Genomic DNA, 12,640 nt, shown 5'->3' on the forward strand with positions numbered 1-12,640 from the left:
ATGCGGCGTATTGCCCTTCTTCCCGTGATGTTGGCTGTGGTCGCGACCGGCGGCTGCAATAGGCAAGAGCCCGCAGCGCCGCAAGCGACCGCGCCCGCCGAAGTCGCTCCGGCCGCCGCGCCGGAGCCTTCGGTCGCCGTGAACATGGATCACAAGGGCAAGTCCGCCCCCAAGGCTCCGTTCGAGGATCTGGCGGCCGACAATGCCGAAAAGACGATCGCGGATTTCAAGGGCAAGCCCGTGCTCGTGAATCTCTGGGCAACATGGTGCGTGCCCTGCGTGAAGGAATTGCCGACGCTGGCGAAGCTGGGAGCCGAGGCGCCGGGTGGGCTGCAAGTCGTCGCCGTCAGCCAGGATATGCAGGGTGCCAAGGTCGTGCTGCCCTTCCTCAAGGACAAGGGCATCGCGATCCATCCCTATCATGATCGCGACAATGCCCTGATGCTCGCGCTCGGCGAGGCGTCGTTGCCCGTCTCGATCCTGTTCGATGCGGAGGGGAAGGAGGTGTGGCGCATCTCCGGTGATCTCGACTGGTCCGGCGCCAAGGCGAAGGCGCTTCTGGCGCAGGCCGGCGCCTGAGCCGGCCGGGATCGAAGGTCCCCGCCTTAATGTCTGCGCTGCCATTGAGTTCTTGATATGTTCCATCTGTCCGGGCATGGTCCGGGCAGAGGAGCGCCAGAGTCGTGACAATCCACCAGACGGATTTCCCGCCGGGATCGCTGGTCAAACACCGTTATTTCGTCGCGCTCCGCCCTCCTGCGGAGGCGGTGCGGGCGATGGCGGGGATCCAGCGCGAGATCGCCGTCTCGGATCGGGTATCGCCCGATCGGCTGCACATGACATTGTTCATCACCGACGATTTCGAGACGGAGCCGCGCGCGCTCGGCCCGGCGATGGCGGCGGCGCTGGATCGGGTACGTGCGGACGCATTCGATGTCGCGTTGAGCCGGATCGGCCATCGCGGCGGCAGCCTCGTCACGTCCCGCGCGCCCGCGCTGCGTCGTTTCCAGTCGGCCGTGGCCGGCGCGCTCACGCAGGCGGGAATCGTGCCGAGGGCGGGCTGGGCGTTCAATCCGCACGTCACCTTGGGCTATGATGCGCTCCCGGCCTTCGCCGGCCGCCCGATCGATCCGATCGCATGGCGAGCACGGGATTTCGTGCTGATTCACAGCCTGCTGCGCCTGACGATGCACCGGACGCTGGGAACATGGGCGCTGATCGAGCAACCGCGCCTGCTGTAGAACGAGATGGTTTGAAGGGGCCGGTCTCAGGTCTCCTCCTTCTTAGGAAGGGGCGCAATGCGCGGAAGCGATCCGTCTGCCCACCGGCCTGATACGAGGATAGCGTCCGTCTTTCAGGACTGAGCCGGCGGAGAGAAAGGCTTAGCCGCGCTTCCCCGCATCGAAACGCCCCAGCCCCTTGTCCGTCCCGCACAGCCGGTCCCACAGGCGGAAATAGAGGCCGTAATTGCAGCGATATTGTTCGTGGTGGCGCTGATGGTGGCTCGCGGTGATCAGCCAGCGGCCGGCCGGCCCTTCCACCAGCGCGCGGGGAAACATCTCCCAGCCCATATGATTGGTCACGCCCATCACGGTCATGATCGTCAGCACGGCACCAAGTGCGCCCACGTGAATCGGCACGAGGAAGGCGAGGGCGGGAATCACGATCGCCCCTGTCAGCGCTTCCCATGGGTGGAAGCTCATCGCCGCCCATGCCGTTGGCGGCCGGCTCGCATGATGCACGGCGTGCATCAGACGGAAGGCACGCGGTGCGTGCATCGCCCGGTGCGTCCAGTAGAACCACGTATCGTGGGCCAGCAGATAGACGAGCACCGACGCCGGCAGCCACCAGAGCGGATAAGCATGCGCGTCCTCGTAGATCCGGGTCCAGCCGCGCGCTCGCCAGCCCCACGCGACCACGCCCGCGGGCGCGCCATAGATGGCGGCGGATGCGAGGCTCCAGCCGATCTCGCGGAGGATCTGCTGGCGCTGGCCGGCGTAGAGACCCGGCTGGCGCAGCCGCGTCGCCCAGGCGAAGCCGGCGCTCGCGAGCAGATAGCGCACGCCCACGATCATGGTCATGGCCACAGCGGAGGCAAGGATGGCGGCGGAAATCTCCACCGGCCCGCTATAGGCGCGGGCGTGCGCGCTGGGTAGAAGCGCCGGCGATGAAGAGAGCGGATCTGCTGATCGCCGGCGGCGGGCTGGCCGGGGGGCTGCTGGCGCTCGCCATTCGCGCCCGCCGGCCCGGCACGCGGGTCGTGCTGGTGGAGGGAGCCGATCGGATCGGCGGCAATCATATCTGGTCCTTCTTCGCGAGCGATGTCGCGCCGGAAGACATGTCGCTCGTGGGGCCGCTCGTCTGCCACAGCTGGGAAGGCTATGATGTCGCCTTCCCGCGCTACGCCCGCACGATCGCCAACACCTATCATTCGATCGAATCGGAGCGGCTGGACAGCGTCGTCCGCGCGACCCTGCCGCCCGAGGATATCGTGACCAACGCGCGCGTGATCGCGGTGGATCGCGGCGGTGTCACGCTGGTGGATGGCAGCCGGATCGAGGCCGAATCGTGCGTCGATGCGCGGGGCGCGCGCGATCTTTCGGCGCTGGAACTGGGCTGGCAGAAATTTGTGGGCCAGCTGCTCGTGCTGGAGCGGCCCCATGGCCTCACGCGGCCCACGATCATGGATGCCACGATCGATCAGGCGGACGGCTATCGCTTCGTCTATCTGCTGCCTTTCGGCCCCGATCGCCTGTTCGTGGAGGATACCTATTATACGACCGGCCCGGAGCTGGACGTGCCGGCCATCCGCCTGCGCATCGCCGATTATGCCGCCATGCGCGGCTGGACGATCCGTGCGGTGGAGCGGGAGGAGGCGGCGGCGCTTCCCATCGCCACGGGGGGCAATTTCGAGCTGCTCTGGCGCACTGGCCCGCAGATGATCGGCAAGATCGGCATGGCGGCCGGCCTGTTCCAGCCGATGACCGGCTATTCCCTGCCCGATGCCGTGCGCACCGCCAGCCTTGTCGCCGCCTTGCCGAGCCTGGAAGTGCATGCGCTGCACGACGCGCTGAAGGCGCATGCGGAAAAGGCATGGAAAGCGCGCGGCTATTATCGCCTGCTCGCGCGCATGCTGTTCCGCGCGGCCGAGCCCGCCGATCGCTATCGAATGCTCGAGCGCTTCTATTCGCTGGATGCCGGGCTGATCTCCCGTTTCTATGCCGGGCAATCGACCGGGCTGGACAAGGCCCGCATACTGTGCGGAAAGCCGCCGGTGCCGCTGGGCCGGGCCGCGCGCGTGATCTTGGGGGGGCAAGCTTGATGGCGGCGCGCAGGGCGGCGGTGATCGGCGCCGGATTCGGCGGCCTCGCGCTCGCCATCCGCCTGCAATCGGCGGGCATCGCCACCACGCTGATCGAGGCGCGCGATCGCCCCGGCGGCCGGGCCTATAGGTGGCAGCGCGAGGGCTTCACCTTCGATGCCGGCCCCACCGTGATCACCGATCCCGATTGCCTGAAGGAATTGTGGGCGCTCTCCCGTCAGTCGATCGATCGCGACGTGACGCTCCAGCCGGTCATGCCCTTTTACCGGCTGAACTGGCCGGACGGATCGAGTTTCGATTATTCGAATGACGAGCCCGCGCTGCGCGCCGAGATCGATCGCATGTGCCCGGGCGATGCCGCCGGCTATCAGCGTTTCCTCGATTATTCGGCGGGCGTCTATCACGAGGGGTATGAGAAGCTCGGCGCCCACGCCTTTCTCGATTTCGCCAGCATGATCCGCGCGGCGCCCGCGCTCGCCCAATATCAGGCATGGCGCTCGGTCTATTCGATCGTCTCCTCCTACGTGAAGGATGAACGGCTGCGGCAGGCGCTGTCGTTCCACACGCTGCTGGTCGGCGGCAATCCGATGACGACCAGTTCCATCTATGCGCTGATCCACAAGCTGGAAAAGCTGGGCGGGGTCTGGTTCGCCAAAGGCGGCACGAATGCGCTGGTGGATGGCATGGCGGCGCTGTTCCAGCGTCTCGGCGGCACGCTGCGTCTCGGCGATCCGGTCGAGGAGATCGAGACGCTCGGTGATCGCGCGACGGGCGTGCGCACGCGGAGCGGATGGCGTGAGACATTCGATGCGGTCGCCTCCAATGCCGATATCATGCACAGCTACCGCGATCTGCTGAGCGGATCGGGGCGGGGGCGTCGCGTGGCGAAGTCGCTGGAGCGCAAGCGCTGGTCGCCGTCGCTGTTCGTGGTGCATTTCGGGATCAAGGGCACCTGGCCCGGCATTCCGCACCACATGATCCTGTTCGGACCGCGTTATAAGGGCCTGCTCCATGATATTTACGAAACCGGCGTGCTGCCCGCCGATTTCTCCCTCTATCTCCACCATCCCACCGTCACTGATCCGTCGCTGGCGCCGGAGGGATGCTCGACTTTCTATGCGCTCGCACCCGTGCCGCATCTCGGCAAGCTGCCGGTCGATTGGGACGCGCTGAAGGAAAGCTATGCCGATCGCATCCTGGCGGAGGTGGAGCGCAGGCTGATACCCGGTCTCAAGGACCGGATCGTCACCCGTTTCTGCTACACGCCGCAGGATTTCCACGGCGATCTCTCCGCCCACCTGGGCTCCGCCTTCAGCCTGGAGCCTCTGCTGACCCAGTCGGCCTGGTTCCGCACGCACAATCGCGACGATGCGATTCCCAATCTCTATTTCGTCGGCGCCGGCACGCATCCGGGCGCCGGCATTCCCGGCGTCGTCGGATCGGCCAAGGCCACGGCGCGCCTCATGCTGGAGGATCTGCGGTGAAGCGTCTCGCCGTCTATTGCGGATCGGCGACGCCCGCCGATCCCGTTTATGTGGAAAATGCCCGTGAGGTGGGCCGCATGCTCGCCGAACGCGGCATCGGCGTCGTCTATGGCGGCGGCCGGCTCGGCCTGATGGGGGCGGTGGCCGATGGCGCGCTGGAAGCCGGGGGCGAGGTGATCGGCGTGATCCCCAAGGCCCTCGTCACCGCCGAGGTGGCGCATCGCGGCTGCACGGAGCTTCACGTCGTCGAGACGATGCACGAGCGCAAGAAGGCCTTCACCGATTTGTCGGACGGGTTCGTCACGCTCCCCGGCGGCACCGGCACGATGGACGAATTGTGGGAGGCGATGAGCTGGGCGCAGATCGGCTACCACGCCAAGCCCGTCGGTCTGCTCAACGTGGCGGGCTTCTATGATGGATTGCTGACGTTCGTGGAGACGATGGCAGAGGTGGGCTTTCTCCGCCCCCAGCATCGGGGCATCCTGATCGCGGCGGACACGCTGGACGATCTGCTGGCGCGCATGGCGGCGCACATTCCCATCCGCACCGTCGCCCAGATGAAGGCGAGCGAACTCTGAGCCTCGATCGGCCCGCGCTCGTCCAGTTCGCGCGTACCTCGATCGCGCGCGGCTCCAAGTCGTTCGCGATGGCCTCGAAGCTGTTCGATGCCGAGACGCGCGAGCGTGCCTGGCTGCTCTATGCCTGGTGCCGCGCCTGCGACGATATCGCGGACGGGCAGGATCATGGCCATGGCATGACCCGGCTTTCCGACGGGCCGGCGCGCATCGCCCGCATCCGCCATCTGACGGGTGAGGCGCTGGCGGGGCGCGAGACGGGCGAGCCCGCATTCGATGCATTGGGCCTCGTCGCCGCCGAATGCGGGATACCGGCGCGCCTGCCCTTCGATGTGATCGATGGCTTCGCGCTCGATGGCGAGGGCTGGAGCCCGCGCACCGCCGACGATCTCCACCGCTATTGCTATCATGTCGCGGGCGCCGTTGGCGTGATGATGGCGATCGTGATGGGCGTCGCGCCAGATGACGATGCGGTGCTCGATCGGGCCTGCGATCTCGGCCTCGCCTTCCAGCTTGCCAATATCGCGCGTGATCTGAGCGAGGATGATGCGGTCGGCCGCTGCTATCTCCCCGCCGAATGGCTGGCGGAGATGGATATTCCGCCCGGCGAACATATGCGCCCCGCGCATCGCGCTGGACTCGTCACGCTCGCCCGCCTGCTGACGGATGGCGCCGCGCGATACGAGGCGAGTGCCCGGATCGGGGCTTTTGCCCTGCCATTCCGGTCGCGCTGGGCAGTGCTCGCCGCCGCCCATATCTATGGCGGCATCGGGCGGGCGGTGGCGAAGGCCGGGGCGGCGGCGTGGGACCATCGCGTCTCCACCTCTAAATGGGCGAAGCTCGGCGCCGCGATGCGCGCCTGGGGAGAGTCTCTGCAGCCCGCGCCCCTCTCGCCTTCATTACGGCCCGATACGCTCTGGACGCGCCCGCGCCTGTAAGGCACGGGAGCGGGATGGCAGATAAACGACTGATTCCCCTAAATTTTTCCAGATTGTTTCTGGCGTGGATCGCAATATTTCTGACGGCGCCGGCGGCCGCCCGGACGGCCGAGGACGAGCAATTGTGGGTCAATCTCACCGTCATCGGCAATGTCGGGAAATTCGCGTATTTCGCCGAAGTGCAGCCCCGCATCGGCGATGGTGTGAGCCGCGCGCAGCAGATTCTGGTGCGCCCTGCCATCGGCTATCGCTTTTCGAACAGGATCACCGCCTATGGCGGCTATGCGCATGTTTTCCTGCCGATCGAAAATGGCCCGGATCGCAACGAGGAGCGCTTCTTCGGCCAGTTCAACTGGGCCTTCCCGAAGGTCGCCGGTGGATCGGGCCTGCTGCGCACGCGGATCGAACATCGCCGCTTATCCCATGGCGACGATACCGGCTGGCGACTGCGCCAGATGATCCGTTACACGAAGCCGCTCGGCGATCCGAAGCATGTCCGCGCGCTGGTCCAGGTCGAGGGATTCCTGGCTCTCAACGATACGGATTGGGGCGCGCGCGGCGGATTCGATCAGCTGCGCAGCCTGGTCGGTGTCGAAGTGCCCCTGTTCGGGCGGTCCACGATGGATTTCGGCTATCAGAACCAGCTGATCAACGATCCCGGTGGGCGCAAGCGGATGAATCACATGGCCGCCTTCACCTTCTGGATCCGGCCGTAGCGCCTCTTTTGCAGCGCAGCATTGCCCGCTAGGCTGCGCCGCAAAGGGAGGGCCGTTCGTGCGCCATATCGCTCGCATCTTGATCTTTCTCGGCCTGACGGGCCTGGGCATGCCCGCCATGGCGGCGGAGCCCGAAAGGCGCATCGCCGTGATCTCGGCCTTCGAGCCCGAATGGATCGCGCTCCAGAAGGAGATGACCGGCACCAGCGAGCAGGTGATCAACGGCAATCGCTTCCTGCTGGGCGATCTTGCCGGCAAGAAGGTCGTGTTGTTCCTTAGCGGCGTGAGCATGACGAATGCCGCGATGACCACCCAGCTCGCGCTCGATCGCTTCGCGATCAGCAGCATCGTCTTTTCGGGGGTCGCAGGCGGCATCGATCCGAAGCTGGATGTGGGCGATGTCGTCGTTGCCGATCGCTGGGCCGAATATCTGGAAAGCGCATTCGGGCGAAAGACGCCGACGGGATTCGTGCCGCCGGCCGGTGATGATGGCCAGGCCGATCTGCCCGCTTATGGAATGATCTTTCCCCGCACGATCGGCCTGCGTCGTGCCGGTTCCGATGCCTATGAACGGCGCACCTGGTTCGATTCCGATCCGGCGATGCTGGCGGTCGCCAGGGCGATGCCGCCCGTCACGCTCAAGCGCTGCACGGAAGAGAAAAAATGCCTGAAGGCCCAGCCGCGTGTGATCGTGGGCGGCAACGGCATTTCCGGGCCGGTCTACATGGATAATGCCGAATATCGCGATTATGCCTATCGCACGTTCGGGGCGCAGGTGCTGGATATGGAAAGCGCCGCCGTCGCGCATGTGGCCTATGCCAATGCGGTGCCCTTCATCGCCTTCCGCAGCCTTTCCGATCTCGCCGGCGGCGATCCCGGCGACAATCAGGGGCCGACATTCTACCGGCTTGCTTCGGACAATAGCGCGCTGGTGGTGACGGCTTTCCTGAAGGCTCTGCCGGAATAGCCCGATCCTCCCCGGTTTTGCCGGGGAGGGCAGGGTTTACGCCGCGATCGCCTCGCGCTCGGCAGTGTCCTGCGTGGGCAGGCGGATCAGATAATCGAATGCCGAAAGCGCGGCGGTGGAGCCCGCGCCCATGGCGATCACGATCTGCTTGTAGGGCACGGTGGTGCAGTCGCCCGCCGCGAAGATGCCCGGCCGCGATGTTTCGCCGCGAGCATCGATCTCGATCTCGCCGCGCGGCGAAAGCGATACCGTGTCCTTCAGCCATTCGGTGTTCGGCACCAGACCGATCTGGACGAAAATGCCCTCCAGCGCGATCTCATGCGTCGAGCCGTTGCCGCGATCCTTGTAGACAAGGCCGTTCACCTTCTCGCCGTCACCCTTCACCTCGGTGGTGAGGGCGGACGTGATGATCTTCACGTTGGGCAGGCTGGCCAGCTTGCGCTGCAGCACCGCATCGGCGCGCAGATCCGTGTCGAATTCGATCAGCGTGACGTGCGCCACGATGCCGGCCAGATCGATCGCCGCCTCGACGCCCGAATTCCCACCGCCGATCACGGCCACGCGCTTGCCCTTGAAGAGCGGGCCATCGCAGTGCGGGCAATAGGCCACGCCTTTGTTGCGATACTCGTCCTCGCCGGGCACGCCCATCTGCCGCCAGCGCGCGCCGGTGGAGAGGATGATCGTGCGCGCCTTCAGGCTCGCGCCATTTTCCAGCAGCACTTCGTGCAGGCCGCCCTCGCTCCTAGCAGGAATCAGCTTCTGCGCCTTTTGCAGGTTCATGATGTCGACATCATAATCCTTGACGTGCTGCTCCAGATGAGCGGCAAGCTTCGGCCCCTCGGTGTGGGGCACGGAGATGAAATTCTCGATCGCCATCGTATCGAGCACCTGTCCGCCGAAGCGCTCCGCCGCGATACCGGTGCGGATGCCCTTGCGCGCGGTATAGATCGCGGCCGCGGCGCCGGCGGGGCCGCCGCCGACGACGAGCACGTCGAACCGATCCTTGGCCTGGATCTTCTCCGCCGCCTTGGCGGTGGCGCCGCTGTCGATCTTGGCGACGATCTGCTCCAGCTCCATCCGGCCCTGCCCGAAAGGCTCGCCGTTCAGGAAAATGGTGGGCACCGCCATCACCTTGCGCTCCGAGACCTCGTCCTGGAACAGGCCGCCATCGATCGCAACGTGGCTGATGCGGGGATTCAGCACGCTCATCAGGTTCAGCGCCTGCACCACATCGGGGCAGTTCTGGCAGGAGAGCGAGAAATAGGTTTCGAAGGCATAGTCGCCGTCGAGGCCCTTCACCTGATCGATCAGCTCCTGCGCGGCCTTGGACGGATGACCGCCCACCTGCAGCAAGGCGAGGACGAGGCTGGTGAATTCATGCCCCATGGGAATGCCGGCGAAGCGGACGCCGATATCGGTGCCGACGCGGCGGATCATGAAGCTGGGGCGGCGCTTGTCGTCATCCTTGCGGACGACCGAAACCTTGTCCGGCGCCAGCGCGGCGATCTCGTCCAGCAGCTCCCTGAGCTCCACGGATTTGGGCGCGTCGTCCAGCGACGCCACCAGCTCGATCGGCTGACGGATGTTCGCGAGATAGGCCTTCAGCTGGCCTTTCAGATTGGCGTCCAACATGGATAACTCCGGTTACGCTGGAATGTGGGGCAGGTGCCGGGGCGGGCGATGGCCCACCCCGGCGATAGGTCGAGTTAGATCTTGCCGACGAGGTCGAGCGAGGGAGCGAGCGTGGCTTCGCCCTCTTCCCACTTGGCCGGGCACACTTCGCCGGGGTGGCTCACCCAGTACTGGAGCGCCTTGATCTTGCGCAGCAGTTCCGCGGCGTTGCGGCCCACGCCCTCCGGCGTGATCTCGACGAGCTGAACGATACCCTCGGGATCCACCACGAAGGTGCCGCGATCGGCCAGGCCCACGCCCGGGCGCAGCACGTCGAAATTGTTCGAGATCACATGGTTCTGGTCGCCCAGCATGTAATAGTTGATCTTGCCGATTGCAGGCGACGTATCGTGCCAGGCCTTGTGGCTGAAGTGCGTGTCGGTGGAGACCGAATAGACTTCCACGCCCATGCCCTGGAGGGTCGGGTAGATGTCGGCCAGGTCCTCAAGCTCCGTCGGGCAGACGAACGTGAAGTCGGCCGGATAGAAGAAGAAGACCGACCACTTGCCCTTCACGTCCGCGTCGGTGACGTCGACGAACTTGCCTTCCTTGTAGGCCGTCGCCGTGAACGGCTTGATCGGGGTGCTCATGATCGCCATCGGATTTTTTCCCTTGCTGTGAGTCGGTCTGACAGCGTCCATCTAGGCGCGTCCGCAGCGAAGAAGAAATTGGATAATCCGGCCAGTTCAATCGATTCTATCGATGAGTGTCTTTGTGACGGCTTCAACCGCGCGGGGCGCGCATTCCGGCCCGTTCGCGCCGCTTGAGTTCCGCCTTCAGCGCGTCCGGCGCGGGCGCCACGAGGAAGCCGAAGCTGACCGTGCCATGCTTGGTCTCCACCGCATGATGCAGCCGGTGCGCCTGCACGATCCGCTTCATGTAGCGCGATCGCGGGACAAACCGTCCCGGCAGGCGCTGGTGCACGATCCAGTCGTGAAAGCCGAAATAGATGGCGCCATAGGCGGCGATTCCCGCGCCGATCCACGTGCAGCCGGGCCACCAGCCCAGCTGCGCGCCGCCGAGCAGCAGCACGAAGGAGGGCACGGCGAAGATCGCCGCATACAGATCGTTCAGCTCCCAATGGCCGATGCGGGGGCGATGATGGCTCTCGTGCAGGAACCAGCCCGGCCCGTGCATGATCCAGCGATGGGCCGCATAAGCGAAGCCCTCCATGCCGGCGACGGTGGCAATGAACAGGGCAAGGCCGGCAATCCAGGACATGGCCGCCTCATAGCCCAGCCGTTGTGCGGTTGCGAGAGACGGCCTTGCGGCGGCCTACCGGCTTATGCTTTAGGCCGGTGGCTTTCCCGCGAGATTCTGCTCGCCCGCCCAACAAGGGGTATCAGCGCGATGAACATCCACGAATATCAGGCCAAGGAACTGCTTGCGAAGTTCGGCGTGGCGATTCCCGCCGGCTTTGCGGCGATGACCGTCGATGAGGCGGTCGAGGCTGCGAAGCAGCTTCCCGGGCCGCTCTATGTCGTGAAGTCGCAGATTCACGCCGGCGGCCGCGGCAAGGGCAAGTTCAAGGAACTGCCGGCCGATGCCAAGGGCGGCGTCCGCCTCTCCAAGACGCTGGACGAGGTGCGCGCCAACGCCACCGACATGCTCGGCAACACGCTCGTGACGATCCAGACGGGGGAGGCCGGCAAACAGGTCAACCGGCTGTACATCACGGACGGCGCGGATATCGCGAAGGAATATTATCTCTCGATGCTCGTCGATCGCGCCACCGGCCGCATCGCGATGGTCGTCTCCACCGAAGGCGGCATGGATATCGAGACGGTCGCGCACGACACGCCCGAGAAGATCCGCACCATCACGATCGATCCGGCCGAAGGCTTCCAGCCGCATCATGGCCGCGCCGTGGCGTTCGCGCTGCAGCTGAAGGGCGATCTCAACAAGCAGGCGATCAAGCTCGCCGGCCAGCTCTACGAGGCGTTCGTCGCCACCGACATGAGCATGCTGGAGATCAACCCGCTGGTCGAGACGACGGACGGCAAGCTGCTCGTGCTCGACGCCAAGGTCAGCTTCGATTCGAACAGCCTCTATCGCCACCCCGATATCCTCGCGCTCCGCGACGAGACCGAGGAGGATCCGGCCGAGGTGGAGGCGTCCAAGTACGACCTCGCCTACATCAAGCTGGACGGCAATATCGGTTGCATGGTCAACGGCGCCGGCCTCGCCATGGCGACGATGGACATCATCAAGCTCAACGGCGCCTTCCCGGCCAACTTCCTCGATGTGGGCGGCGGCGCCAACAAGGAGAAGGTGACCTCGGCATTCAAGCTGATCCTGTCCGATCCGGCGGTGGAGGGCATCCTCGTCAACATCTTCGGCGGCATCATGCGCTGCGACATCATCGCGGAGGGCATCGTCGCCGCCGCCAAGGAAGTGAATCTCTCGGTGCCGCTCGTCGTCCGCCTCGAGGGAACGAACGTGCAGCAGGGCAAGGACATCCTCGCCAACAGCGGCCTGCCGATCGTGGCCGCCGACGATCTCGGTGATGCCGCCAGGAAGATCGTGGCCCAGGTGAAGAAGGCCGCCTGATCCCGCAAACCTGTGAAGCAGTATGCAAAGGCTGCTTCACAGGTTGGCAAATTCGCAGTTGCAATCGGCGCTCGATAACGAAAACGGGGACGTGAGAGCGCGTTTGCGTCGCGCCGGCCTGAAAGGATCGAGGCAATGAAGATACTCGTCCCGGTGAAGCGGGTGATAGATTATAACGTGAAGCCGCGGGTGAAGCTGGACGGGACGGGCGTTGATCTGTCGAACGTGAAGATGTCGATGAACCCGTTCGACGAGATTGCGGTGGAAGAGGCGATCCGGCTTCGGGAGAAGGGCGTCGCGACGGAGGTCGTGGCGGTATCGGTGGGGCCGCAGAAGGCGCAGGAGACGCTGCGCACGGCGCTGGCGATGGGCGCGGATCGCGCGATCCTGGTGCAGACGGACGACGAGGTCGAGCCG

Annotated in this window: 13 protein-coding genes and 1 pseudogene; 10 read left to right on the forward strand and 4 right to left on the reverse strand. The window is 65.4% G+C overall.

Annotated features, from left to right (window positions below):
- Together DI605_RS03050 and DI605_RS03055 are read left to right on the forward strand one after the other, a co-directional pair.
- Complete coding sequence (locus DI605_RS03050) at window positions 1-579, forward strand: TlpA disulfide reductase family protein (RefSeq protein WP_293968803.1); 579 nt, start codon at window positions 1-3, stop codon at window positions 577-579.
- 104 nt (window positions 580-683) lie between these two features.
- Complete coding sequence (locus tag DI605_RS03055; protein ID WP_293968805.1) at window positions 684-1,241, forward strand: 2'-5' RNA ligase family protein; 558 nt, start codon at window positions 684-686, stop codon at window positions 1,239-1,241.
- Between the two features lie 141 nt (window positions 1,242-1,382).
- Here DI605_RS03055 and DI605_RS03060 read toward each other — a convergent pair whose 3' ends face one another.
- Window positions 1,383-2,114, reverse strand: a complete 732-nt coding sequence (locus tag DI605_RS03060) for a sterol desaturase family protein (protein ID WP_293968912.1) — start codon at window positions 2,112-2,114, stop codon at window positions 1,383-1,385.
- A gap of 53 nt (window positions 2,115-2,167) precedes the next feature.
- On the opposite strand from DI605_RS03060, the gene crtY reads away from it, so the two are divergent.
- From crtY to DI605_RS03090, 6 genes are read left to right on the forward strand one after another with little or no spacing between them, the layout of a single operon-like run.
- A complete protein-coding gene (gene crtY, locus DI605_RS03065) occupies window positions 2,168-3,322 on the forward strand; it encodes a lycopene beta-cyclase CrtY (RefSeq protein WP_293968807.1) in 1,155 nt (384 codons plus the stop codon).
- Window positions 3,322-4,806, forward strand: coding sequence for a phytoene desaturase (locus DI605_RS03070; RefSeq protein ID WP_293968809.1), 1,485 nt, complete (start codon window positions 3,322-3,324; stop codon window positions 4,804-4,806). The genes crtY and DI605_RS03070 overlap by 1 nt, the downstream gene beginning before the upstream one ends.
- A complete protein-coding gene (locus DI605_RS03075) occupies window positions 4,803-5,384 on the forward strand; it encodes a TIGR00730 family Rossman fold protein (protein WP_293968811.1) in 582 nt (193 codons plus the stop codon). Before DI605_RS03070 ends, DI605_RS03075 begins: the two co-directional genes overlap by 4 nt.
- Window positions 5,381-6,319: a phytoene/squalene synthase family protein gene (locus DI605_RS03080; RefSeq protein WP_293968914.1), complete on the forward strand. Its 939-nt coding sequence runs from the start codon at window positions 5,381-5,383 to the stop codon at window positions 6,317-6,319. The genes DI605_RS03075 and DI605_RS03080 overlap by 4 nt, the downstream gene beginning before the upstream one ends.
- 14 nt (window positions 6,320-6,333) lie before the next feature.
- Complete coding sequence (locus tag DI605_RS03085) at window positions 6,334-7,035, forward strand: DUF2490 domain-containing protein (protein WP_293968813.1); 702 nt, start codon at window positions 6,334-6,336, stop codon at window positions 7,033-7,035.
- 58 nt (window positions 7,036-7,093) lie between these two features.
- The gene (locus DI605_RS03090) at window positions 7,094-8,002 is read left to right on the forward strand and encodes a 5'-methylthioadenosine/S-adenosylhomocysteine nucleosidase (RefSeq protein ID WP_293968815.1); all 909 of its coding nucleotides are present in this window, start codon (window positions 7,094-7,096) and stop codon (window positions 8,000-8,002) included.
- A gap of 36 nt (window positions 8,003-8,038) precedes the next feature.
- Here DI605_RS03090 and ahpF read toward each other — a convergent pair whose 3' ends face one another.
- The 3 genes from ahpF to DI605_RS03105 form a co-directional block, all read right to left on the reverse strand.
- Window positions 8,039-9,634 (reverse strand): alkyl hydroperoxide reductase subunit F, encoded by a 1,596-nt coding sequence (gene ahpF / locus DI605_RS03095; RefSeq protein ID WP_293968817.1) that lies wholly within the window; start codon window positions 9,632-9,634, stop codon window positions 8,039-8,041.
- Window positions 9,635-9,708: 74 nt separating this feature from the next.
- Window positions 9,709-10,272, reverse strand: a complete 564-nt coding sequence (gene ahpC / locus DI605_RS03100; RefSeq protein WP_293968819.1) for an alkyl hydroperoxide reductase subunit C — start codon at window positions 10,270-10,272, stop codon at window positions 9,709-9,711.
- Window positions 10,273-10,396: 124 nt separating this feature from the next.
- Window positions 10,397-10,894, reverse strand: coding sequence for a sterol desaturase family protein (locus tag DI605_RS03105; protein ID WP_293968821.1), 498 nt, complete (start codon window positions 10,892-10,894; stop codon window positions 10,397-10,399).
- A 129-nt stretch (window positions 10,895-11,023) separates the two neighbouring features.
- Here DI605_RS03105 and sucC point away from each other — a divergent pair, with 129 nt between their 5' ends.
- Both sucC and DI605_RS03115 read left to right on the forward strand, forming a co-directional pair.
- Window positions 11,024-12,223 (forward strand): ADP-forming succinate--CoA ligase subunit beta, encoded by a 1,200-nt coding sequence (sucC, locus tag DI605_RS03110; RefSeq protein WP_293968823.1) that lies wholly within the window; start codon window positions 11,024-11,026, stop codon window positions 12,221-12,223.
- Between the two features lie 135 nt (window positions 12,224-12,358).
- Window positions 12,359-12,640, forward strand: a pseudogene (locus DI605_RS03115) (electron transfer flavoprotein subunit beta/FixA family protein); the annotation flags it as partial.

Origin of the sequence: Sphingomonas sp., assembly GCF_003248515.1 — a bacterium.
Taxonomy (GTDB): domain Bacteria; phylum Pseudomonadota; class Alphaproteobacteria; order Sphingomonadales; family Sphingomonadaceae; genus Sphingomonas_I.